Raw genomic sequence first — 24,176 nt, 5'->3', positions numbered from 1 at the left:
TATTCTCTAGAGGAGCACTAAATTTAATTATTATTTCGTGTTTATTTTAATTCATTTAATTCAGTTTTTTATCATTCAAGTCATTTTTATCGAGTACTGCAACTTATAATAAAGGATGCGTTATGACGATAGCAATTGCTATTATTTTATTAGTTATCGCTACATTACTTTTTCACTTTATCAGTCCTTGGTGGTTCACTCCTCTGGCTTCGAACTGGCAAGCGATTGATGACACCATTAATATTTCTCTTTGGGTTGTAGGCACTGTATTTGTTGCAGTAAGTCTATTTCTCGCATTTGTTGTTTTTAAATATCGCCATAATAAAAATAGACGTGCTGACTACCAGCCAGAAAATAGCAAACTAGAAGGTTGGCTGACTGTTGTTACGACTATTGGTGTCGCGGCAATGTTAGCTCCCGGACTTATAGTCTGGGGGGAATTTATTACTGTTCCTGAAAATAGTAAAATTGTTGAAGTCGTCGGTCAACAATGGCATTGGAGTTATCGACTTCCAGGCAAAGATGGCAAGTTAGGAAAAACAGCCATAAAGTTAGTTAGCGAAGACAATCCGTTTGGTATTGATGTTAATGATATTTACGGCACTGATGATTTACTGGTAAAAAGCAATGAATTACATCTACTTATTGATCAACCCGTCAAAGTGGTATTACGCTCAAAAGACGTTTTACATAATTTTGCAGTACCGCAATTTCGAGTAAAAATGGACTTAGTGCCTGGAGCCGTTACTTTTGTTTGGTTCACCCCAACTAAACTTGGACGCTACGAACTGTTGTGCCAAGAGCTCTGTGGTATTGCCCATTTTACCATGCGTGGCTATATTAAAGTCGACTCTGTTAGTGACTATCAAACTTGGCTGACCAGTTTACCTACCTTTAGCCAGACATTAACTCGCGACACTGCAAATATAGAGCAAGGTAAACAACATTATGCTGGCTGTGTTTCGTGTCATGGCATCGCTGGCCAAGGTAATGAAGCGATGAATGCGCCTAAATTAGCGGGTTTAAGTCGTTGGTATCTGCAAAGGCAATTAAGTTATTTCAAACGAAAAATTAGAGGCCAAAATAGAAACGACTTATTTGGTCAACAAATGGCCGCCATGTCGGTTTTATTAGCCGATGAAAAAGCAATAACAGACGTTAGCGCCTACCTTAGCTCCCTAATTCCGACCAATAAAAGTCCTACAAAAAAAAGCCCTACTGAAAAAACTTTTATTAAAAAAATCACAATGAACACTGGCGATGCCATTAAGGGTAAGTCGCTTTATACAAACTGTGCCTATTGTCATGGTGAGCATGCCCAAGGAAATTATGCCATGAACGCACCTAAATTAGCCGGACAACATCCTTGGTATTTGAAACGACAAATTAATTCTTTTCAACAGGGCATTCGGGGCGCACATCCAGCTGACCTCTATGGTAACCAAATGATACTGATGTCAAAAACATTACATGACGAACAAGCGGTTAATGATGTGGTGAGTTATATCAATTCACTCACTAATGTTAGATGAAGTTATCCGTGAAATACTTTAGGAGCATGAAGTGACTAAAATGGAAAATGTAGCAATTGCTGATCAAGTAGATGAATCAAGCCACCCTAGTACTTTCATGAGCAAGTACGTTTGGAGTCAAGATCATAAAGTTATCGCTATTCAATATTCGATCACCGCAATATTAGTAGGTCTGGTGGCATTAGTCTTGTCTGGCATTATGCGTTTGCAACTTGGCTTTCCGAATGAATTTTCATTTATTGATCCTTCTTCTTATCTGCAATTTGTCACTATGCACGGCATGATCATGGTGATTTATTTGTTAACCGCATTGCTCTTAGGTGGTTTTGGTAATTATTTGATCCCGCTGATGGTCGGGGCAAGAGACATGGTTTTCCCTTATTTAAATATGCTGAGTTATTGGACCTATTTATTGTCTGTTGTGGTATTACTCGCGAGTTTTTTTGTTAGTGGCGGCCCCACTGGTGCTGGTTGGACCTTGTATCCACCGCAAGCAATTTTAAGTGGTACTCCAGGTGCCGATGCGGGTATTTTGTTGATGCTGGTCTCTTTGGCTATTTTTATTGTCGCTTTTACCATGGGCGGATTAAATTATGTCACCACCATATTACAGGCAAGAACTAAGGGCATGACGTTAATGCGCATGCCTTTAACTCTTTGGGGCATTTTTGTCGCGACAATTTTGGGACTGTTAGCTTTTCCTGCGCTGCTAGTCAGTGCCATTATGATGATTTTTGATAAAGTGATCGGCACCAGCTTTTTTATGCCGGCTATTTTATCGTTAGGAGAAACATTAGATCATAGCGGTGGTAGTCCAATATTGTTCCAGCACCTATTTTGGTTTTTTGGCCACCCGGAAGTATATATAGTTGCCTTACCTGCTTTTGGCATGGTTTCGGATGTTATATCCATACATGCTCGAAAAAATATTTTTGGCTATCGCATGATGGTTTGGGCCATTATCGCGATTGGTGGTTTGAGTTTTGTTGTTTGGGCACACCATATGTATGTTAGTGGTATGAACCCATACTTTGGCTTTTTCTTTGCCACAACGACACTAATTATTGCTATTCCAACGGCGTTAAAAGTTTACAACTGGCTGTTAACTTTATGGCGCGGAAATATTCATCTTACTGTGCCAATGTTATTTGCCATTGGCTTTATTTTTACTTTCACTCATGGTGGCTTAACAGGCCTGATGTTAGGTAATGTCATCATAGACTTACCTTTGTCTGACACCTTTTTTGTTGTCGCTCATTTTCATATGGTGATGGGTGTGTCACCCATAATGGTATTGTTTGCTGCCATTTATCATTGGTTTCCACTATTAACCGGACGATTTTTAAATAATAAACTAGGGCACTTTCACTTTTGGGGCACCTTTTTGGGCACCTATGCTATCTATATGCCGATGCATTATTTAGGTTTTTTAGGTGTGCCTCGACGTTATTATGCCATGGGAGATACCGATTTTATTCCTCAGTCTGCCCAAACTCTTAATGCGGGTATTACGGTTTCAGCCATCATTGTGGGTTTAGTGCAATTGGTTTTTATTGCCAATGTCATTTGGAGTACCTTTAAAGGCAAGAAGTCAGGCAGGAATCCCTGGAAAGCAACATCACTGGAATGGCAAACAGCGCAATTTCCTCCTGGCCATGGTAATTGGGGCGAGAAATTACCTCAAGTTTATCGCTGGGCATACGATTATAGTGTGCCCAACGTTAAAGATGATTTTATTCCACAAAACGTCGCCCCTAAAGACGTTGAATATCTAGCTGATAAGCAAAATAATAACCCGAGGCAGAAGTAATGCACATTCTTAAAACATTGCGAGTCAAACCTTGGTTGCCAGCTGAGTTAGAACCACAAGCTAGCCTCCCCTCTGCTCTATTTAATAAAGAAAAAGCCGCGAGTACCGCATTACAATTTTTTTTAGCAGTGATCACTGTGATATTTCTATTATTTACCATCACTTTTTTACAACGCACGCAATCTTTTGATTTCCAGGCATTATCAGGAGAGCCATGGTTGCCGTTTACCAATGCCGACATTTTATGGCAAAACAGTGCTTATTTAGTATTGGCCAGTATCAGTATTATGGTCGCGAAAAAATTTGCTGAACAGCGGATTCTCTACGCCATTATTATTTCATTAACCGCAACCACATTATTTACTTTACTGTTTATCAATGGCCAAGTTCAGGTTTGGCAGCAATTGAATCAGTCTGGTTTCTATATCACAACTAACCCTGCTAACAGCTACTATTTTTTACTTACTGGGGTGCATGCCTTGCATATTATTGGCGGCGTATTGGTATTAATGCGCTGTATTTGGCTGTTTGCTTTTAGCCTCTCTTACCCACAGCTAACATCCCGTCTCATCTTATGTACGCGTTATTGGCACTACCTACTTTTCATTTGGTTATTTCTATTTTTTTTATTAACCAGTGATGCTGATACCTTTAAAACTATTGCGTTAATTTGTGGCTTCTAAGGGGGACTTATGCAAAATGATGACCATCAAAAAGACCATGAAACAAACAAGGCCTCCTCTTGGCAAAGCGTAGTGAACGATTGGAGCGCAGATAAACAGTCTTTTGACATGCCATGGGGCAAGTTGATGATGTGGCTATTTTTATTAAGCGATACCTTTATCTTTAGTATTTTTCTAATCAGCTATATGAATGTACGCATGTCAGCAACCGTTGCTTGGCCGAACCCTAGTGAAGTGTTTGCCTTAACTATTGCGGGTCACCATATCCCCTTAGTCTTAATCGCCATTATGACTTTCATTTTAATCACTAGCAGCGGCACTATGGCAATGGCGGTGAATTATGCCTATCAAGGAAATAAGAAAAAAACCGTCTATTTAATGTTAGCGACAGCATTATTAGGCGCCAGCTTTATTGGCATGCAAGCATTTGAATGGACAAAATTAATAGTGGAAGAAGGCATACGTCCTTGGGAAAACCCAATGGGTGCTAATCAATTTGGCGCAGCATTTTTTATGATCACCGGATTCCATGGTTTACATGTCAGTGCTGGTGTTATTTATCTTACCGTGATTGCCAAACGAATTAATCAAGGAAAGTACGACAAGAAAGGTTATCACATCGTAGAAATTACCGGGCTATATTGGCATTTTGTTGATTTAGTTTGGGTATTCATTTTTGCATTTTTCTATTTATGGTGAGGCGAATATGATGAAACAACAGTCCGATATACCGAGTGTTGCATCACATGTTGAGCAGCGACATCCGATTAGTATGTATCTTAAAGTTTGGTTATTACTTTTTGTATTAAGTGCTTGCTCTTACATGGTTGATTACTTTCAATTTCAAGGTCCGCTCAGATGGACACTGATATTAACTTTTATGTTTTTAAAGGCCGGCTTAATAATCATGGTATTTATGCACTTAGCTTGGGAGCGCATGGCCGTTAAATTATTATTGTTTTTACCGCCCTTTGCTATTTTAGTGTTTATTGCTTTGATGTCGAGTGAGGCTGATTATGTATTTATTAACCGTATTATGTCGTTTTTTAATCCTTGATATTATTGATATTACTACTTTGTGGTTAAGGAGAGCAGATGAAAAACAGTGCCAATACTTCAGTAATTTCAATTCAAATAGCTACTTGGCGAGATTACCTCGCCTTATGTAAGCCGAAAGTGGTGTTGATGATATTAATCACCGCTATGGTAGGCATGTATCTAGCCAGTGCACAGAGCTTTGATATGCAGTTGATAATAATCGCAACTATCGCTATAGGTTTTGCTGCTAGTGCTGCTGCGGTTATTAATCATGTCGTGGATGTTAACATTGATGCAAAAATGCAAAGAACTCAATGGCGACCCCTAGTTAATCAACGCATTGGTAATAAGCAGGCGCTATTTTTTGCCGCTGGTTTGGTATCTAGTTCAATGTTTTTATTGTTAAATTATATCAACCTGTTAACTGCATTACTTACCTTAATTGGCTTTATTGGTTATGCCTTGATATATACTTGTTTTTTAAAACATAAAACACCACAAAATATTGTTTATGGTGGTTTTGCTGGCGCCATACCACCTTTGTTAGGTTGGACAAGCATCACCAATAGTATTGCACTAGAACCCTTATTATTAACCTTGATTATTTTTTTGTGGACGCCCGCTCATTTTTGGCCCTTAGCAATAGACAGGCTTGAAGATTATCGACGAGCTAATGTACCTATGTTGCCTGTAATTAAGGGGGTTAACCATACCAAAACTTGCATTGTTATTTATACCCTAGCAACCATTATTGCTAGTTTATTACCGTACTTTTTTCACTATTCTGGTGAGCTTTATTTATCATTGGTTTTACTACTTGGACTATGGTTTGGTTATTATGCCATTCAATTAAAAGTGGCCGTAGATAATCAATTAGCATTGAAAACGTTTTATGTTTCCATTTATTATTTAATTGCTCTTTTTATTGCTTTATTACTCGATCGCCTTGTTGTTTACTGGTGGTGAAGAAACATGAAGACCTTGTCAAATTCACAACGAGCATTAATCCTACTGCCTATTTTAGTTGTCATCGTATTAACGATACTATTTTATCGTTTAACCGCTAACACAGATTCTCATGCCGATATTGAGTTGCCTAAGATCCAAGGAATTATATTAAAAGAAGCGCAACTATTAACAAATATTCGATTAGCTAACCATCTAGGGCAAGCTATTAATAGTGACTACTTCATAGGGCGGTGGCACTTTATTACTTATGGCTATACTCAGTGCCCTGATATTTGCCCAACTACTTTATTCACTTTAACTCAGCTTGCTGACTTGCTCAACGCAAGCAATGACATGCTAGACACGCAATTTGTTTTTTATACTATTGACCCAGATAGAGACTCTCAAACAAAACTTGCTCAGTATATTAATTATTTTTCAGAGAAGTTTGTTGCAATGCGCGCAAATACCTCGGAAGAAGCGAAATCATTCCAACAAACTTTAGGTATAAAAGTTGAAATAACTCGCGCTTATAGAAATGGTGACGATGAGTACACTATTAAAAACGAAGGGGTTATTTCAGCCCCAAAAGCTGAGCAGATTTATCAGGTTAGCCATGGACTAACCATATTACTGATAAACCCCGAGGCTGAATTACAAGCAGTGTTTACACCTGAAATCACCGAGCTTGGCATGAATAGTTTTACGCCTGATATTCTTTATAGCGACTATTTAAAAGTTATTAAGTATTATCAACAACGCAGCTTACTCTGAGGAAGTGCTCTTGGCCTGGAACCAATAACGTTCCAGTACTTTTAAAGCACATATAATATAAAAAATTGCCGAAGAAATGAGTAATACTCGCTGAATTATAATTTCACTAAAGTTACTATCCGCCGCCATAGCACTATTAACAATTACGAGTAATGCGATAAAACCAGAGCTGTAATATTTTGCCATTGGTGTACCAGAAAAAATATGACGACCAAAAAATAATGCGGTAGAAAAAAGCAATAATAAGTAAAAATGAAATTGCGGCACAGCAACAATCAGCCAATAAAATACACAAGCAAATGCCCCGCCCAAAAAGGTCGACAGCAATGAATTTTTACCTGCCTCTTTTCCTTGTGCCAAGTCAGGTTTAAGAATAAATAGCGCCGAAAAAACCATCACTAATAAATAGTCACTCAAACCATAACTTATAAAAATCGCAGCAATCGGGAAAACCACTAAGGTACTTTTTAATGCGGTAAGCGCTGCAAGTTTCGAATAAGCTTTACTGTATTTGGGTTTTATCGGGAATTGGGTAAAGCTAGGGTCAGGAAATACAAAATGTGCCAGCCAAAGCATGGCAATAGTGAGCCAACTTGAATAAACAAAACCTGCTGAAAAACCTATTGCTAAACCTTCATTACTATTGGCAATCATAGGTAACACTAAAATGGCGATCATCGACATTAAGGTAAACCAAAAAGAGCCACCGCGGTTTAAATAATAATATAAATGGAATAAAACCACAGCCAATACGATTAAGTAAGCTATGGGGTACTGTAAAAAAAACAATGAGAAAGCTAAGCCGATAGCAAAGGCTTTTAAGGTACTCATCATATTATTTAAACTGGCTTTAACTGATGGTTTTGGTAGTGGCATGGCCAAAATCATCGCGGTAAAAACAGGCATTAAAAACGCTAATGGCCAATTTATACCATAAGCTAAACCGCAGGAAAAAGTGACCCCGAAAGCAAAACGTAAAACCCGCATAGCACTAACATCGGCATATAATGATGACAAAAAGCGAGTTGCTTGGGGTTTCACTTTACCTTTGGTACTAGTAAACATAAGAAAGTATACTTAACACCCTGATCCACAGCCAACCTAGACCGTTCACAAACCAGTTATCACCGGTATATATTTGTACATCAGCTTGACCGCCTAAACGGCGCTTACCTTTAGTACTGTCGTCATTAAAGGTGATCATCACAGGGAAGCGCTGTGCATCTCTAAGCCAACCTGTTTTAGACTCAACCGTAGCTAAACCACCAACGGCACTGGTCGATGATGTATCAACAGCAAAACCGATACTACTGATTGTCCCCTGATAAATAGTGCCAGGATTTACATCTAAGGTGATTTCAACCGCGTTGCCTATGGCTAGGTTTGCTAAGTTATTTTCACGTAAATTTACTTGAATCCAAGCGGTATTACCTTCGATAAAGGTCATCGCTGCAGCACCCGCTTGGGCATAAAATCCGATATCAATTTGCAAATTAGTGATGCCACCTAAAGAGGGTGCTAGTACCACAGTTCGGCTTAAATCTAACTGTGCTTTTTTCAATTGCGCCATTGCGGCACGAATACGTGGGTTGTCATTTCCCTCAACACCTAATGACTGTTTGGCTTTATCTAAGTTTGCTGCGGCACTAATTAACTGAGCTTTACTCGCTTTGATTGCTGCACGTGCCTTATCACCATCAGAGTGAGAAAGAACGTTTTTAAGCTCCATTTCAAACACTCGGGCACTTTGTGCTTTAACATGCTCAACATTGGTTTCTGCAACCACGAGTTGCGCTTGTGCAGTTACGACAGACGCCATACCAGCGCCAATTTCTTGCCCGGCAAGCTCCAATGCAGCTTCAGCACTTTCAACGGCTAACTCATAATCGCTTGGGTCTATCCGAAATAAAATATCACCAGGGGAAACGATTTGGTCTTGTTTAACCAAGACTTCGGTTACCCGTCCTGAAACTTGTGGCACAATTGGGATAACATACGTTTGTACTCGAGCTTGATCTGACCAAGGCGCATGCCTATCAGCAATGATATACCAGATAAAAATTAAAGCGGTAATAACTAACACATATTTGGTTATCTTACGTACGGGATCTTGTGTTGCTACCGGTGTTGTTTCTTTTTCTGTGCTTGCTTCTGGCGCTGAAGTTTCTTTATTTTGTTGTCGCTCTTGTTCTGACATATTATTTTGATTTCCCTAATTAAAACTACTTTGCGGTATCGTTCACTAAATACCAAAAATATTAAGTGTCATGCATATACCCAAATAACCTCAAGATGCAGGATTCAGCTGGAATTAGAAACGTCTTTAGGCAAGGTATTGATTGAAGAGAATGGTTATTCAGGAGAATATTCTCCTGCATTCTCTAAGAGGCTACATCCGTGTAGCGTCCTTGTCGAAATCAATAACGATGGATAAACCGTTTCTAAACCAGCCCTGCTGGGACGCATGAGCAAATCATATTCATCTTTGCGTATGTAATTAAGGGAATAACCATTAATAAAATACGCGCCTTGATTATGAATCGCTTATTCGTCCTGAAATGAGCATGTTGAAGTAGCTTGGGTATATAAATATCATTTGATGTTATCACTGATAAGTTATCTTCTGTAGAAAATAACTCGCATTACATCGTCAGTTTTTTATTTTTTTATCTCCTAGAGCACGAGTAGATGCAGATAAAGTCTGATTTTATCAGCTAGCTTGCCATTTAACTTGTTCAACTACTTGAAAAACCTCTTAGAAAAGCGATAATAACTACTATAAAATCGACTCTATGTTCTATGCTACCCTGGAGAGAAAATGCTAATAGTACGACTCTATAAAAAAACCAGCCCTTTTCAACGGGTAATTATCGCTTTAATACTAGGTATCTCAACCGGTATTTTTGTCGGTGAGCCCGCTGGAAATTTGGCAGTGATTGGCGATGTTTATATCCGCTTATTGCAAATGACTGTTTTACCCTACGTACTTGTGTCAATCATTGGCGGCCTAGGCAGGTTAGACAGCGATATGGCTAGCAGAATCGGCCTACGTGCAATCAAAGTTATCGTCATTATGTGGCTGTCGGTGATGGCAACATTATTATTATTACCCTTGGCTTATCCTGACTGGCAAACCGCAGGTTTCTTCAGTACTAGCATGATTGCGGAACCCGCTGATTTTAATTTTGTTAAGCTGTATATCCCGAGTAATATTTTTGCTTCTTTATCAGAAACTATCGTGCCTGCCGTTGTGCTCTTTTCACTACTTATGGGTGTGGCCTTAATCCAAGTAAAAAACAAAGAAACGTTATTAACACTCACCACCAATATTGGTGATAGCTTAATGAAAGTCGCTTCTTATGTTGCCAAATTAGCACCTTTAGGAATATTTGCTATTTCAGCTTCTGCCGCCGGCACCTTAGAAGTTGATGAGCTTGGTCGCTTACAAGTATTCTTATGGGTTTATATCACCGCAGCAGCGCTGCTCGCTTTTGTATTCTTACCATTACTTATTCATTGGGCTACACCGTTTTCATACCGTGAAATAATGTCAACCGCGGGTGAAGCCGTGATTACAGCATTAGCTACCGGTACGGTATTAGTTGTGTTACCTATGATTATAGAACGAAGCAAAGAGCTATTAGCCAAGCACGGTATGGATTGTGAAGAGACCGACTCCACAGTTGATGTACTTGTACCTACTGCCTACAGTTTCCCTAGTACGGGGACTTTACTCGGCTTAGGTTTCATCCTCTTTTCAGCCTGGTATGTTGGCTCTCCTCTTGGCTTTGAAGACTATATTTCATTTGTCATTATGGGCGCGTTAACGGCTTTTGGTAGCATGGCCGTCGCCATCCCATTTTTACTTAACTTCTTTGACTTACCGGCTGACCAATTTCAATTATATTTATTAGGCAGTGTTGTTACCGCACGTTTTGCCACAGGTTTGGCGGCATTGCATGGTTTTGTTGTCACTTTGCTGGTCGCCTCAGCTGTATTGAAGAAGCTAAAATGGCATAGAATGATGCAAGCCATAGGCCTGCATTTAGCTATCACTTTTGGTGTAATGATAGCCGCAGGTTTTACCTTGAAGTCATTAATCCCCTACGAATACGAAGGTGTACAAACGTTTGAATCAATGCAATCAATGGGTGGCAACGCTAAAGTAGACCAGTATAAAACACTGACGCCATTAGGTTATTTTGAACAGCAACAACCTCGCCTAGATGTCATTCTTGCCAGAAAAAGTATTCGTGTCGGCTATTACAAAGACGGCTTACCTTATGCATTTCGAAACAAAGATGGTCGTCCTGTCGGTTTTGATGTTGAGCTACTCAATAAGTTTGCTAAAGATCTTGATATTAATATAGCGCTAATTCGGATTTCAGATAAAGATAAGGCAAATGAAGCCGAACTACTGGCTGATGGTAGCATTGATATTGCCATTGGTGGCCGTACTATTACTCCTAAACGAGCCTTAACAGTGACCTTTTCAAACCCTTATTCTTTTCATACTCTCGGCTTATTAGTTAATGATGCCAAACGTGATCAGTTTGCCGATCTTTACAAGATTCAAGCAATGGATAAGCTAAATTTGGGGATGAAGAAAAGCAAATATTACCAAGAAATTGTTCAAGAGTATTTTCCAAACGCTGAGTTAACCGAAGTAAAACATGTTAGAAATTTCCTTAAAGATCAACATAAGGAAGTAGACGCCTTAGTTTACTCACTTGAAGCGGGCTCTGCATGGGCTATGCTCTATCCAAATTACTCCGCGGTTATTCCTAAAGGGCTAAGGTTTAGAGCGCCGGTTGCTTTTGTTATGCCAAAGGGGCAATTAGACTACGTACAGTACATGAATACTTGGCTTAGGCTTAAAAAGGAAAATGGTTTTCAACAAAAGGTCTATAACTATTGGATCTTAGGCGAAAATCCTAAAGCGAAAAAGCCCCGCTGGTCGGTGATGAAAGATGTGCTGGGTTGGGTTTAATCTTTTCTCGGTTCGCTTAGGCTCAGATAAGTTGAACTAGACTGAGTTAAGCGAATTTAACTTACAAAGGCAAACTCGCTTAACTTCAGATAAGTTTAGATAATTTTAGATAAGCCTAAAGCAAAAAAAGCCCCTTTACTATTATTCACAGTAAAGGGGCTTTTTTATTAGCTCGCCTAGTATTTTTTCACTTAGCTATTGTGGAAGTTTTTGATATACCACTGAGTATGCTTAGCAACCGTTTCATTATAAACACGCTGCAACGAAGGCAAGACCACCTCATCAGCTTGTCCGGTTAACTCATCCATAAAGACCTTTTTAGCTTCTGTCGCCAAGACTAAAACATTATCGTAACGGCTATGACAAAAACCCGCTAAGTGACCTTTACCATAAAAAATATCATTTTCCGCAGCGGTTATCTCAATGCCATCAACCTTCATATTTTGCAAAGCGCTGAGCCAGCTATCAATAATCGGTCGCCACTGTTCTCCCTTAACAGACGTTGTGCCAAGGTTGATTACCGGTAAGTCTTTCCGCTCATGACGCTTAAAGTTATAAGAGTGATTATCGTAAACAATACATTGACCGAAATCTGCTACTAACGCTTCAACTACAGCAGCAACAATGCGATAAAACTGAGCATGCTTAGCTTTGCTCTTTGCGATAATATCTTCACTTAGCGGCTTTTTCCAAATTTCTTTGCCCCAAGCAGTTTCGTATACACACTCATCGGTATTGCGATTTAAATCATATTCGTAACGCGAGTCATGGGCAATTAAAGTAATGGCTTGCTCTGCGATAAAACTGCCGGTATAGGGATCTTCTTCATAGTATCGATCGCTTTGCTCTAACAAACAGTTATCTTCAAGTTCAGCTCTAAAGTTACCACCATCATGAATAGCCGCAGACATAGCTGGAATATATTGGTCAATTTTAAGAGTGAAAGCTCCGCCAACAACAGTCGCGGTAAAACATTGGCGTTGATTAATTTTATTTATAATCTCTTGTTCGGTAAATTGTTCGGTATGTTGCTCAGTCATAAGTGAGCTCCCTTGGTTAGATGGTTAATACGGGTAATATCATAGGTTATAGTTTATATCACAGTAGAAGTGTACTGAAAAGGTTGATATAAAGCAGCGTTTTGCCAGATTTTTTCTTTTAATTTGTTTATCTAATTAGTGCAATATAACCTAATCTTCTCAGGGGCGTTAACTGACTAACATAAGGAATGCGCCGATAAGCATCTAGATTAAATTAATCAGATCATGTTGCCCCTTCGAAGCGGTAATACTATTTTTTTATTTACTACTCGGATAGGCTACTTACCCACCTAGCTGCGCTTCTTCCTAGCGTAGCCATTCTTGTGACATAGTTATTCCTTTAACTTTCCGGATAAAACAGTTGCCAATATAGTGGCGACAGAGAGTTAATGACTGTACCGCAATCTGGACCATTATAACGTTTAATGCGCTAAGTTCGATTAATGGCCAACAAAGCACCTTTAAATCACCCCAAAACGTTCAATGGCTTGATAGTTATAATACGACAACTGGAGGTCAATTTACCGGGAATAGCAAAGTACTTATTTTTCCACTACTACCCCGCATAACGATTAATATTTCTCAGTTGTTCTAACAGCAAATTTTGTGAATTTATCCGCATGAGCACTAGTCAAGTCACCGTGGAGACGGTAGAATCTAGCGCATTATATTTTTGAACATAAAAGAAGACATTGAGATGGGCAGAGCTTACCAAAACCGCAAATTATCTATGGCCAAAACCGCAGGGGCCAAAACTAAAGTTTACTCTAAGTACGGTAAAGCAATTTACGTTTGTGCTAAGAATGGTGGCGTTGACCCTGATGGTAACCTTGCTTTACGTGGCTTAATTGACCGTGCAAAGAAAGACCAAGTACCTACTCACGTTATCGACAATGCAATTAAAAAAGCCTCTGGTGCTGGCGGCGAAGATTTCGTTGAAGCACGTTATGAAGGCTTTGGCCCAGGTAACTGTATGGTGATTATTGATTGCTTAACCGATAACGGTAACCGTACCATTAAAGATGTACGTCAATGTTTCTCTAAATCAAATGCAAAAATAGGCTCTTCTGGTACCGTTTCTCACATGTTTGATCATCAAGCTGTTTTCGCTTTTAAAGGTGAAGATGATGAAACCGTATTAGAAAACCTAATGATGGCTGATATCGATGTAACTGACGTTGAGTTAGAAGATGGCATCATTACCGTTTATGCACCACATACTGAGTTTTTCAAAATCAAAACTGAATTTGCTAGCTCAATGCCACAATTTGAGCTAGAAGTTGAAGAGATCACTTGGGTACCACAGAACTACATCGATGTTGAAGGTGAAGAAGACCTAGAAAACTTTGAAAAATTCATTGCCATGTTAGATGATTGTGATGATGTGCAAAACGTTTATCATAATGCTGAACTTAAAGATTAATATATCTAGCTAGCAATAACAGCTTTAGATAGAAAACGAAAAGCCAATATCATTACTGATATTGGCTTTTTTGATATTTATCTGACTACAAAACAATTACTGAATTATTGATGGTACAGCGGTAGTACTTTACCACTTAAACTGCCACGCCACTTTTTACCGTTTTCAATAAATAATAATTCACCGTACTTTACTTCCATGGTAAGCACGCTTGATGCTTGAATCAATGGCAATCACTCGGCCTTATTTGATTACAGCCGTGTTTCTATTGGTGATAAAGTGGTAATACCTTGCCACTTAAACTGCCACGCCACTTTTTACCATTTTCAATAAATAATATCTCGCCGTAACTGCCACGCTTGATACTTGAATCAATGGCAATCACTCGACCCTGATAGCGTGTCTCTATTTGTTTTTGTGAAGTATGACCAACAATTAAATGTTTAACATCAAAATGTTTAAGTAATAAATCAATTTCCGTTGAGCTAGCACCGCCATCTTTACCGCGATCTGCAGAAAAGTAACCGCGATACCAAATAGGGCCATTAGTCTTGTGCAAGTACTTTGCCCAACCTTCACGTGGTTTATCAAGCTCAGCTTTAATCAAACTAGCTTTAAAGATGGTATTAATTTCAATTAAGCTGCGCTGCTCTGTCGCTAAGCTTGGGTGAAAGCCACCATGGGCAAACAGCATATTATTTACTTTTACCAAAACTGGCTTACTGCGTAACCAATTACCGATGATACTGTCTTTACTAAAGAGTTGCTCAAAAGGCTTTTTTAATTGTTTCGCCGTTTCAATATACTTAGGATGTAGGTAGCGTAAATCGCCATTAAGTATCATGACCTCATGATTACCGAGAGTGAGGTGAATATCACCACCGGCTTTTTTAGCTTGCTGCTCTAGATCATATAAGAACCACAGAATCTCAGTAACTTTATCACCACGGTCAAAAATATCGCCGGTAATGACAAAATGACCTTTACCAAAGGCCCATTTTTTATCTTCATCAATAATGTTGTTATTCGTTAATAACTCAAGCATTAAATTATATTTACCGTGGAAGTCACTTAAGGCGGCAACGGGAAAGTCCCCTGAAAATTCGAGCACTTTATTTTCAAGGCTAGTAAAGTCATGTACTTGTGCAGGCATGCCACAGGCGCTCATCACCTTTGGAAAAGCACTTACAGAGACAGTTTGGCTCACCACCTTGCCCTGACACAGCCAGTACGATTCAAGCTGCTGTTGTTGGTTTACAAAAACATAAGGACCATCGTTAACCGGTGGTAATGACTCAAGCTTTGTTTTTTCATCGGCACTGGAAAAAGCAAAGCTTGAAACACTGCTTGCAAGTAATAAGGTGGTCGTTAAGGCAACGAAACGCAAAGTGAAATAAATAGGGTTGAACATAGAAACTCCGGAAAGAAAAGACAAAGAATATACAGAAAATAGAGAAGTATAAAGAAAACCACATCCATGTGAGGTTTTAAAAAATGGAGGTTAACCACGTTAACCTCCATACTAACTAGCTTAATTAGCTTAATTAGCTAAGCATTAGAAGCTGATTTCAGCACCTGCATAGATGTAACGGCCTTTACCACCACCGTACTCGCTATCAAAGTTACCTTTACCACCTAAGATAAACGCACCGTTATTATCAAAGATGTTATTAACACCACCGAATAAACGTAAGTCCGCCTCATTTGCTACTTCCATAGTGTAAGATACTGAAACATCATTTCTTACGTATGAAGGTAAGGCTAACTGGTAAGGTTTTTCTGGGTTATCAACACAAGCACTTGCATCGGCAGCACAGTTCGCTTCGTATACAGGGAAGATTCCAGGTTTGTTTGCATCAATAGGCGCATAAAATTCGTCATAACGAGAAACGCTTGAATTTACACCACTTTTGTACTTCATGCTCCAACGCACGCGCCAGCCGTCTTTATACCAACTCACTGATGCAGTTGCTTTATCTTCAAAAATCCCTGCTGATAATGAACCTACATAGTCAGTAGTATATTGGCCATCAGGTGAAGTCTTAGTCTCTTCATGAGTAAGTACGTGTGTCCAATCAAGTTTAAACTTAAGATTACCAAAATCATTTAAATCTAAACGGTATTGAGCAGCGATATCAACACCACTAGTGCGGATTTCATCTTGGTTGTATACACGTTGCATGATGCCCGTTATTTGGCCATCAGGGTCACGACTAACATCATTACAGAAAGAGTTTTCCGGACCGTAAGCTAACGAAGAGTCATAACAAAACTCAAGAATATCTTCATTGCTAAATGACGTAATCGCATCTTCGATTGAAATATCATAGTAATCAATCGCTAAGTTGAAATCTTCTAAAAAGGCCGGAGCCATAGTAACACCGACAGTAAACGTAGTAGCCGTTTCTTCAAATAAATCAGAGTTACCTACGTTTGGTGAATAACCATTGTTATCATCTTCAAACTCATTACCGCCAGCAATAGTATCAGCGATACCTTGTTCTAAACGACAATTGTTGTGCCCTGGTTCATCTGAAGTCTCAGTAGTTTTATCACAGATATCATCGAATGAATCAAAATCACCTCGTGGTGGCGACATCGCTTCAGTAATAGTTGGTGCACGCTGTGAAGTTGCCCAGTTAGTACGTAAGGCGTAACCTGCAATAGGTTCCCATACTAAACCTACTTTATAACTTTCAACCATATCAACGTTATCAAGGTCGTATTGACCGACACGTGCTGATACTTCAGCCGTTAAGCTTTTCGCGCCAGCAACATCTCTTAATAATGGGAAAGCCGCTTCAGCAAAAATCTCTGCTACTCCGATAGAACCCTTAAAGTCAGGTACATAGTTAAAAGTAACACCACCTTGAGGTACGTTAGTACTTACTGTTTGAGTATCTTTACGGTATTCAAAACCAAATACTGATGAAACCGCGCCCGCTGGCATTTCAAATAAATCACCGGCAATATAACCAAGTACATTCATTTGTTCATTATCAGTATTTATTTCAGGATTGACGCGAAGGTAGTTGGCCATTTCAGCAGTAACTGAGCCTTCACCAAATAAATCAAGTGGTACACAGCCTGAGTCAGCTTCAGCGACAGAATTTGCACACTGCACTTCACCATTCACTACTTCGGTATCTAATGCATTTTTTAAGTTGTAAACATTAATTTCGTTTGAACGCACTTGTCTTTGTTTAAATTTACCGTAACCTGCAGATAAATCCCAATCCCAGCTACCATCAAACATAGTACCTTGCAGACCAGCCCATGAACGAATAGTGGTACGGGTATTGTCGTTGATAATATTACCAACTTCACCAAAGCGGCGATCCCATTTCACGCCTTTAGAGCTGGCTTGATCAGCAATTTCAGGATGCATGAACGGATTATCAGCAGGGATTCGACCTGCTTTAATTTCACCAAACTCACCCGTTTCAGGATTATAAGTTACGGCAGTTTCACCTTCATATGAATCTTCAGGTGATTTATTATTGATAGAGCGGTTATAACTGTATTGTACTTGCCCATAAAACATCACATCATCAGTTAAGTCATAATCAAGCTTTAATGCAACAGAGGCTTTTTCATCTGGTACTTTAAGCATAACGTACTGGTTACTATTGATACCATCACGTTCTTCTAGCCAGGTATCACCTTTATATTCATTGCCATCATACCAATAACCACCTTTACCACCGCTACCTTCATCAAATACACCACCTAAGATACCGTCACTGCGACTTCTCCAATCAGCAGGTGAAATATCACGCATGCATTTATCACCGTCTTCGGTCTGCATCTGGTTACACATTAAGTCTTCATCATAATCCCATGAGTCTTCCTGCTGAGCACGCTCTCTATCATCAAACGTAAGGCCCCAGTCTTTATCATAAGAAGAGCTAAAGAACAGATAACCACGGTCATCATCAAATCCAGTACCAAAGTCGAAATCAAGACCTAACTCTTTAGCGCCGCCATCTGTACTTTCACCGCCCTTTACTTTGAAAGATAAACCTTCTTTGTCTTGTTGGGTAATAATGTTTACCACACCAGCAATGGCGTCAGAGCCATAAGCTGCTGAAGCACCACCGGTAATAACTTCAACTCTATCTACCATGCCTGAAGGAATAGTTGATAAACTTACGTAGTTACCTGAGTAGCTGTTTGAAACAGTACGTCGACCATCAATTAGCGTTAACGTACGGTTAGTACCTAGGTTACGTAAATCGACGGTTGAAAGGCCTGTGCCTGATACACTTGATTGTGAGTTTGAGTTACTAAAACCTTCAGAAAGTTGCGGTAATTCATCAATTAAGATATCGGATAAAGAGCCAATACCGGCATCTTCAATCGCATCTCTGTTCATGGTTGCTAGAGGCGTTGCTACGCTAAAACTGTCACGACGTAAACGTGAACCTGTTACGGTTATTTTTTCATCGGCTTCGGTTTTTTTCACTTCTTCAGCAGGTGTTGTTTTAACAACGGGTTTAGCGACTGAGTTTTCAGCGTCAGCAGCAAAAGTTGCTGGTGCAAATGTTAATGCTGAACCGGCAATTGCTGTATATATTGCAGTTTGAATTGCGATGGTGATTGGACTCTTATTCATCATTCATCTCTCTTAGTGTTTTTGTTTAGTTTTATTATTTATGTTTTTACATATTATTATTATGTTTTGGTTGACCTCTAAAAGCAGACAGCTTGACTGCTGGTAAAAGTAGCCGAGTTACTTACAAAACGTTTCATGACAGATCAGATCATAAGTAAAACTCACAAAAGCAAACATCTTATGTTTAAGTAACTTTGTGTTAATAAAACGTAGATAGAAATAAGCTTTTCTCTGTTTTAAGAAAATAAGGCCACTTAAGCAATCTATAGAAAATCATTTGTATATCTATTTAATATCTATTATCGACAAAAACAAAAATTACACTTTAAAAGCATTGAGTTACACGATTACAAACTAACTACACATGGAGAACAAAATACGACAAAAAAAAACATAGCCGGCAAAATCCAGATAAAATAGTTACTTAGCTTTAAGAATTTTGTTAGCATGAAGTTAACGCTAGAAGGGGTTGAAAACGGTGAATTCATGGACTGAAATGGACACCACTAAAACAATAAAACAGAACTAATAGAGCAAAATATAATTTACATGATGCCCAATAAACCGTTCAAAATTAATCAATATCAGATAATTCCGGCTGAATTTTCCATACAAGCAAGTGGGCTAAAAAAACAATCACTCCAGCCAAAATTTATCGAGGTGTTATTTTATTTGGCAGAAAACCACGGCCGCGTTGTACCTCGTGACGAACTTATTGATCACATTTGGGGCCAAGATAGTTATGTCGGTGAAAAAAGTTTAACGAATGCTATTTGGCATCTACGTAAAAAACTCACTTGCGCCGAGGGTGAAGAAGAAATTATAAAAACTATTCGTAAGGCTGGTTATCAATTAATACCTGAGCCGCAATGGCAGACCCAAGCAAGCAAAATTAAGAAGATATCTAGCCCTGAACTAGTAGAAAGCTCAATAAACTACTCCATTGAAAGCTCTATTGATAGCTCCATTGAAACGTCGATGGATACATCACCCTATCAAGAGCAAAGTACTAATAACAGACAACTCATCGAAGATGCCGCTGAAAAGATTAACAGCAAGACAAAAACAAAAAAAATAAGCAGCACCTATATACTAGTAACGTTAATCGTTACTTTATTATTACTACTTTATGTTCAGCAATTGCCGAATAATGAAAGTCCTGAGATTACTGCCATTACCAATCACCCAGGCAGCGAGCTTTTTCCTGCGCCCTCACCTGATGGGCGTTTTTTAGTATACAGCCAAGTATTAACCAACCAACCAACCAATCTTTTTATGAAAGACACCCATCAAATGGAATTGCCACCTAAGCAATTAACTTTTGATAATGCCGTAGAAAGGCATAGTGTTTGGAGTAATGACGGTCAATACCTGTATTTTTCACGTAAAGATAAAGCTAATAACACATGCCATTACATACGGTTAAAAGTATCTAGCCAACAAGAGACACGACTCGCTTCTTGCCCTATGCGAGGGGTTTATTATTACCTAGACATTTCCCCTGATGACCAAATACTTGCGGTGTATAACAAAGGGGCTTTGGCTAAAAGAACAGGCATATATTTTATTGATTTAAAATCAAAAAACTTTGCCATGTCTCGCTTTTCTTGCGATAGCAATTGTACCTATAAAGATAGAGATATGGCCTTTTCACCCGACGGTAAATATATAGCTGTTGCTAGGAGAATTAATCGTTTAAGTGAAAATATCTATCTGATTAATCTCGCCACTAAAGAAACCGAACAACTTACCTTCGATGAAGAGGATATTGTCGGTATGACTTGGTTTGGCGATAGTCAAAAATTAGTCTTTGCCGCACAACGCGCCGATAACCGCTTCGGTTTTGTTATGGATATTGAAAGTAGAGTACAAAAATCGTTAGATTTAACCGGTTTTAGTTACCCAAGTATTGCCAAAAAATCGCAGCAACTTTATTACCAAGAGCGGAAAGAAAACTCGTCCTTAGTAAGCTTACAACTCAATGATGCGATAGCCAGTAGCCCTTTCCCGGTATTACAATCAAATTTCACCTATGAATCACCTGATTACAGCCCAAGAAATAATTTAGTGGTATTTTCTTCCAATGAATCTGGTTTTGATGAATTGTGGTCTGCGAAATCTGATGGCAGTGCACGTAAACAGTTAACTAATTTAAAACAAACCATACGTTACCCTAAATGGTCACACGATGGCCAAATGATTGCCTTTTTAGCACCACTATCTGAAGATAGAGGTGATGGCATATATATCTATTCACTTAAAAATAAGCAAGTTACCTTACTAAAAAGCCCTTTTGTACAGCATAACCGTCCAAATTGGTCAATCGATGATAGTGAAATAATTTCTGCCATCTATGGTGAAAAACATACTGATATTTATAGCATTAATATCGCAAACTCTAGCACCAAGCGCCTTACCTTTGATGGCGCTCGTTTTGGTATAATGACCTCTGCAGATACCTTGCTTTACACCAAACTTAGAAGAGGCTTATGGCAAAAAAACATCTATGATGTGCAGGCTGGCGATAAGGTGATTGACGGGAGTTTATTTAATACCTTATACGCTTGGACTTATAATAAAGGTCATGTTTATTATCAAAAAATATTTGATGATCATTATCAATTGTTATCCTATGATCTCGAAAAGAAAATTCAGACCCCACTAGTGAGATTACCGTTAAACTCCATCTCTAAAACAGATAGCATTACCTACCTCGCAACTGAAGATCGCTTACTCTATACCAGTAGTAGCTTTCCTCAAGCCAATATAAAAATGGTGCCAAAAAAATACTTATTTTAATGCTTGGCATAGTAAGCAGCCGAATATAAAAAGGCCAACAAATAGGTATTATTTGTTGGCCTTTTTTATTATGGAAATCGCGCTAAGATAGAGTCGCTACCGCGAGTAATACCCTGACTTATCGATAATAGCTTTAGTCACTCGTTTGAGCTGCTTCATCAGTATTAGTTTCGCCGGCACCCTTGACAACAGCAGACTCAATTTCCACCTGTGAAACACGTTGTAAGCCACGAGGCAGTTTATTACCACGGCGTCCTCGTTCGCCTTTATAGTGCTCTATATCACTCGCCTTTAACGTCAGCTTACGTTTACCTGCATGTAAAGTAATTGCTGTCCCGTCTGGAATAATACAAAGCATACTGACAAACTCTTCACGGGTTTTCGCTCGAGCGGATGGGATATTAATGATCTTATTACCTTTGCCTTTACTGAGTAGTGGCAAATTTTTAACCGGAAAAACTAACATGCGGCCTTCACTGGTAATGGTTAGACAATAATCATTTTCAAAGTTATTAATCGCTTGCGGCGCCATCACTTTAGCCGCTTCTGGTAAGCTGATTAAGGCCTTACCATTTTTATTTCGACTGACCATATCAGTAAAACTAGTGACAAAACCGTAACCGGCATCACTCACTAATAGGTATTTAGCATCGTCATCAGACATTATGCTATGAACAAAACTTTTCCCGGTAGCGAGATTAAATCGCCCAGTTAGCGGCTCGCCTTGAGAACGCGCCGTTGGCAAGGTATGCGCGTCGGTAGTATATGCTCGACCATCAGAGCCAATAAAGACCACCGGCCTATTACTACGCCCTTTAGATGAGCATAAGTATCCATCACCCGCTTTATAACTTAAGCTAGTTGGGTCGATATCATGACCTTTAGCACAGCGAGCCCAACCTTTATCAGAAACTACGATAGTAACTGCTTCACTTGGCACTAAATCTTTTTCGGTTAGTGCTTTTGATTCAGTACGTTCAACTATTCTAGAGCGACGATCGTCACCGTATTCTTCGGCGGCCGCAAGAATTTCTTTTTTCATTAGCGTACTCATACGCGCTTTTGAACTAAGGATTTTCTCTAAGTATTCTTGATCAATGTGTAACTCGTCTTGCTCGGCGCGAATTTTTACTTCTTCAAGCTTAGCAAGTTGGCGTAGTTTAATTTCTAAAATAGAGTGTGCTTGCGTTTCTGATATAGAGAAACGCGACATTAATTCTGCTTTAGGATCGTCATAACCACGAATGATAGTTATTACTTCATCAATATTTAAGTAGGCAACCAGTAAGCCATCAAGAATATGTAAACGTGCCAATACTTTATCTAAACGATATTGCAACCGACGGCGCACGGTTTCACGGCGAAACTCAAGCCATTCAGATAAAATGACCAGTAAATTTTTAACTGCCGGACGGTTATCTAAACCTATCATGTTGATATTTACACGATAGCTTTTTTCTAAATCGGTACTAGCAAATAAGTGCTGCATTAGCTGTTCAATATCGACACGATTTGAACGAGGCATTATCACTAAGCGTACCGGATTTTCGTGATCAGACTCATCACGAAGATCGGCCACCATGGGCAGCTTTTTCGCGGTCATTTGGCCGGCTATTTGCTCTAATATTTTACCACCCGATGTTTGATGTGGCAGTGCAGTGACCACAATATCGCCGTGTTCAACATCATATACAGCACGCATTCTAATACTACCGCGACCGGTTTGGTAAATTTTTTCGATATCCGCTTTCGGGGTAATTATTTCGGCGTCTGTCGGGTAATCGGGGCCTTTAACGAACTCGAGTAAGTCACTTACTTCAGCTTTAGGATTCTCAATTAAATGCACACAGGCCTGGGCCACTTCACGTACATTGTGCGGCGGAATATCCGTTGCCATACCAACAGCAATACCGGTAATGCCATTGAGCAGAATATGCGGTAAACGAGCAGGTAGTGTGACTGGCTCTTTCAGGGTGCCATCAAAGTTTGGCTGCCAATCAACGGTACCTTGGCCTAATTCAGCCAGTAATACTTCACTAAATTTAGATAAGCGCGACTCGGTATAACGCATGGCGGCAAAGGATTTAGGATCATCGGGTGCCCCCCAGTTACCTTGGCCATCAACTAACGGGTAGCGATAAGAAAAAGGCTGAGCCATCAATACCATGGCTTCATAACAAGCACTGTCACCATGTGGATGAAACTTACCTAATACATCACCAACAGTACGCGCTGATTTCTTAAATTTAGCTGTCGCTGATAAACCAAGCTCTGACATAGCATAAATGATACGTCTTTGTACGGGCTTTAAGCCATCACCTATGTGCGGCAAGGCCCTGTCCATAATTACGTACATGGAATAGTTTAAATAAGCTTCTTCAGTAAATCGCCTTAATGGAACTTGTTCTATTCCATCTAGGCTATATTCGAGCGCATCTGACATGAAAGGAGTTTCCTGATTTAACGGTATAATTATTTTTATTATTAAAGGTTTAACGCCTGACTATGGTTAGTCAAAATAAAC

General features: G+C 39.3%; 17 protein-coding genes. 10 read left to right on the top strand and 7 right to left on the bottom strand.

All coding sequences use genetic code 11. From position 1 onward, the window contains the following. The first annotated feature begins 122 nt into the window (after positions 1-122). From F580_RS0114540 to F580_RS0114510, 7 genes are read left to right on the top strand one after another with little or no spacing between them, the layout of a single operon-like run. Positions 123-1,532, top strand: coding sequence for a c-type cytochrome (locus F580_RS0114540; protein ID WP_019028472.1), 1,410 nt, complete (start codon positions 123-125; stop codon positions 1,530-1,532). Positions 1,533-1,572: 40 nt separating this feature from the next. Continuing rightward, the gene (locus F580_RS0114535) at positions 1,573-3,342 is read left to right on the top strand and encodes a cytochrome c oxidase subunit I (RefSeq protein ID WP_019028471.1); all 1,770 of its coding nucleotides are present in this window, start codon (positions 1,573-1,575) and stop codon (positions 3,340-3,342) included. Next, the gene (locus F580_RS0114530; protein WP_019028470.1) at positions 3,342-4,025 is read left to right on the top strand and encodes a cytochrome c oxidase subunit 3; all 684 of its coding nucleotides are present in this window, start codon (positions 3,342-3,344) and stop codon (positions 4,023-4,025) included. Before F580_RS0114535 ends, F580_RS0114530 begins: the two co-directional genes overlap by 1 nt. Before the next feature lie 9 nt (positions 4,026-4,034). Continuing rightward, positions 4,035-4,724, top strand: coding sequence for a heme-copper oxidase subunit III family protein (locus F580_RS0114525; RefSeq protein ID WP_019028469.1), 690 nt, complete (start codon positions 4,035-4,037; stop codon positions 4,722-4,724). 7 nt (positions 4,725-4,731) lie between these two features. Continuing rightward, positions 4,732-5,082, top strand: coding sequence for a cytochrome C oxidase subunit IV family protein (locus F580_RS0114520; protein WP_245560631.1), 351 nt, complete (start codon positions 4,732-4,734; stop codon positions 5,080-5,082). 38 nt (positions 5,083-5,120) lie between these two features. Continuing rightward, entirely contained in the window at positions 5,121-6,029 is a 909-nt protein-coding gene (locus tag F580_RS0114515; RefSeq protein WP_019028467.1) for a heme o synthase, read from the top strand. Between the two features lie 6 nt (positions 6,030-6,035). Next, entirely contained in the window at positions 6,036-6,785 is a 750-nt protein-coding gene (locus tag F580_RS0114510) for an SCO family protein (protein WP_019028466.1), read from the top strand. Here the strand turns inward: F580_RS0114510 and F580_RS0114505 are convergent. Further along, entirely contained in the window at positions 6,777-7,850 is a 1,074-nt protein-coding gene (locus tag F580_RS0114505) for a DUF2955 domain-containing protein (protein ID WP_019028465.1), read from the bottom strand. The genes F580_RS0114510 and F580_RS0114505 overlap by 9 nt on opposite strands. Further along, on the bottom strand, positions 7,840-8,982 hold the full coding sequence (locus F580_RS0114500) for an HlyD family secretion protein (protein WP_019028464.1): 1,143 nt from the start codon (positions 8,980-8,982) through the stop codon (positions 7,840-7,842). Before F580_RS0114500 ends, F580_RS0114505 begins: the two co-directional genes overlap by 11 nt. A 621-nt stretch (positions 8,983-9,603) precedes the next feature. Between F580_RS0114500 and F580_RS0114495 the strand changes: the two genes are divergently transcribed. Beyond that, a complete protein-coding gene (locus tag F580_RS0114495; protein ID WP_019028463.1) occupies positions 9,604-11,775 on the top strand; it encodes a cation:dicarboxylate symporter family transporter in 2,172 nt (723 codons plus the stop codon). A 191-nt stretch (positions 11,776-11,966) separates the two neighbouring features. On the opposite strand, the gene F580_RS0114490 is transcribed toward F580_RS0114495, so the two are convergent. Further along, positions 11,967-12,815, bottom strand: a complete 849-nt coding sequence (locus tag F580_RS0114490; RefSeq protein ID WP_019028462.1) for an N-formylglutamate amidohydrolase — start codon at positions 12,813-12,815, stop codon at positions 11,967-11,969. A 697-nt stretch (positions 12,816-13,512) separates the two neighbouring features. On the opposite strand from F580_RS0114490, the gene F580_RS0114485 reads away from it, so the two are divergent. Next, positions 13,513-14,238: a YebC/PmpR family DNA-binding transcriptional regulator gene (locus F580_RS0114485; protein WP_019028461.1), complete on the top strand. Its 726-nt coding sequence runs from the start codon at positions 13,513-13,515 to the stop codon at positions 14,236-14,238. 104 nt (positions 14,239-14,342) lie between these two features. Here F580_RS0114485 and F580_RS27130 read toward each other — a convergent pair whose 3' ends face one another. The 3 genes from F580_RS27130 to F580_RS0114470 form a co-directional block, all read right to left on the bottom strand. Next, the gene (locus F580_RS27130) at positions 14,343-14,471 is read right to left on the bottom strand and encodes a hypothetical protein (RefSeq protein ID WP_281167225.1); all 129 of its coding nucleotides are present in this window, start codon (positions 14,469-14,471) and stop codon (positions 14,343-14,345) included. A 32-nt stretch (positions 14,472-14,503) separates the two neighbouring features. Then, positions 14,504-15,649: a metallophosphoesterase gene (locus F580_RS0114475; RefSeq protein ID WP_019028459.1), complete on the bottom strand. Its 1,146-nt coding sequence runs from the start codon at positions 15,647-15,649 to the stop codon at positions 14,504-14,506. Between the two features lie 144 nt (positions 15,650-15,793). Further along, positions 15,794-18,853 carry a TonB-dependent receptor domain-containing protein gene (locus F580_RS0114470; protein WP_040357440.1) on the bottom strand — a complete coding sequence of 1,020 codons (3,060 nt, stop codon included), beginning with the start codon at positions 18,851-18,853 and terminating at the stop codon, positions 15,794-15,796. Positions 18,854-19,402: 549 nt separating this feature from the next. Between F580_RS0114470 and F580_RS0114465 the strand changes: the two genes are divergently transcribed. Next, positions 19,403-21,652 (top strand): winged helix-turn-helix domain-containing protein, encoded by a 2,250-nt coding sequence (locus tag F580_RS0114465; RefSeq protein ID WP_019028457.1) that lies wholly within the window; start codon positions 19,403-19,405, stop codon positions 21,650-21,652. Positions 21,653-21,785: 133 nt separating this feature from the next. Here the strand turns inward: F580_RS0114465 and parC are convergent, their stop codons facing one another. Then, positions 21,786-24,095, bottom strand: a complete 2,310-nt coding sequence (gene parC / locus F580_RS0114460; protein ID WP_019028456.1) for a DNA topoisomerase IV subunit A — start codon at positions 24,093-24,095, stop codon at positions 21,786-21,788. Positions 24,096-24,176 lie beyond the last annotated feature (81 nt).

The organism is Colwellia piezophila ATCC BAA-637 (assembly GCF_000378625.1).
In the GTDB taxonomy this organism is placed as follows: domain Bacteria; phylum Pseudomonadota; class Gammaproteobacteria; order Enterobacterales; family Alteromonadaceae; genus Colwellia; species Colwellia piezophila.
This window is presented reverse-complemented; position numbering and strand designations above follow the sequence as displayed.

Coding starts and splice junctions, on each gene's coding strand:
- F580_RS0114540 (WP_019028472.1), top strand. CDS start 123: ATGACGATAGCAATTGCTATTATTTTATTAGTTATCGCTACATTACTT.
- F580_RS0114535 (WP_019028471.1), top strand. CDS start 1,573: ATGGAAAATGTAGCAATTGCTGATCAAGTAGATGAATCAAGCCACCCT.
- F580_RS0114530 (WP_019028470.1), top strand. CDS start 3,342: ATGCACATTCTTAAAACATTGCGAGTCAAACCTTGGTTGCCAGCTGAG.
- F580_RS0114525 (WP_019028469.1), top strand. CDS start 4,035: ATGCAAAATGATGACCATCAAAAAGACCATGAAACAAACAAGGCCTCC.
- F580_RS0114520 (WP_245560631.1), top strand. CDS start 4,732: ATGATGAAACAACAGTCCGATATACCGAGTGTTGCATCACATGTTGAG.
- F580_RS0114515 (WP_019028467.1), top strand. CDS start 5,121: ATGAAAAACAGTGCCAATACTTCAGTAATTTCAATTCAAATAGCTACT.
- F580_RS0114510 (WP_019028466.1), top strand. CDS start 6,036: ATGAAGACCTTGTCAAATTCACAACGAGCATTAATCCTACTGCCTATT.
- F580_RS0114505 (WP_019028465.1), bottom strand. CDS start 7,850: ATGTTTACTAGTACCAAAGGTAAAGTGAAACCCCAAGCAACTCGCTTT.
- F580_RS0114500 (WP_019028464.1), bottom strand. CDS start 8,982: ATGTCAGAACAAGAGCGACAACAAAATAAAGAAACTTCAGCGCCAGAA.
- F580_RS0114495 (WP_019028463.1), top strand. CDS start 9,604: ATGCTAATAGTACGACTCTATAAAAAAACCAGCCCTTTTCAACGGGTA.
- F580_RS0114490 (WP_019028462.1), bottom strand. CDS start 12,815: ATGACTGAGCAACATACCGAACAATTTACCGAACAAGAGATTATAAAT.
- F580_RS0114485 (WP_019028461.1), top strand. CDS start 13,513: ATGGGCAGAGCTTACCAAAACCGCAAATTATCTATGGCCAAAACCGCA.
- F580_RS0114475 (WP_019028459.1), bottom strand. CDS start 15,649: ATGTTCAACCCTATTTATTTCACTTTGCGTTTCGTTGCCTTAACGACC.
- F580_RS0114470 (WP_040357440.1), bottom strand. CDS start 18,853: ATGAATAAGAGTCCAATCACCATCGCAATTCAAACTGCAATATATACA.
- F580_RS0114465 (WP_019028457.1), top strand. CDS start 19,403: ATGATGCCCAATAAACCGTTCAAAATTAATCAATATCAGATAATTCCG.
- parC (WP_019028456.1), bottom strand. CDS start 24,095: ATGTCAGATGCGCTCGAATATAGCCTAGATGGAATAGAACAAGTTCCA.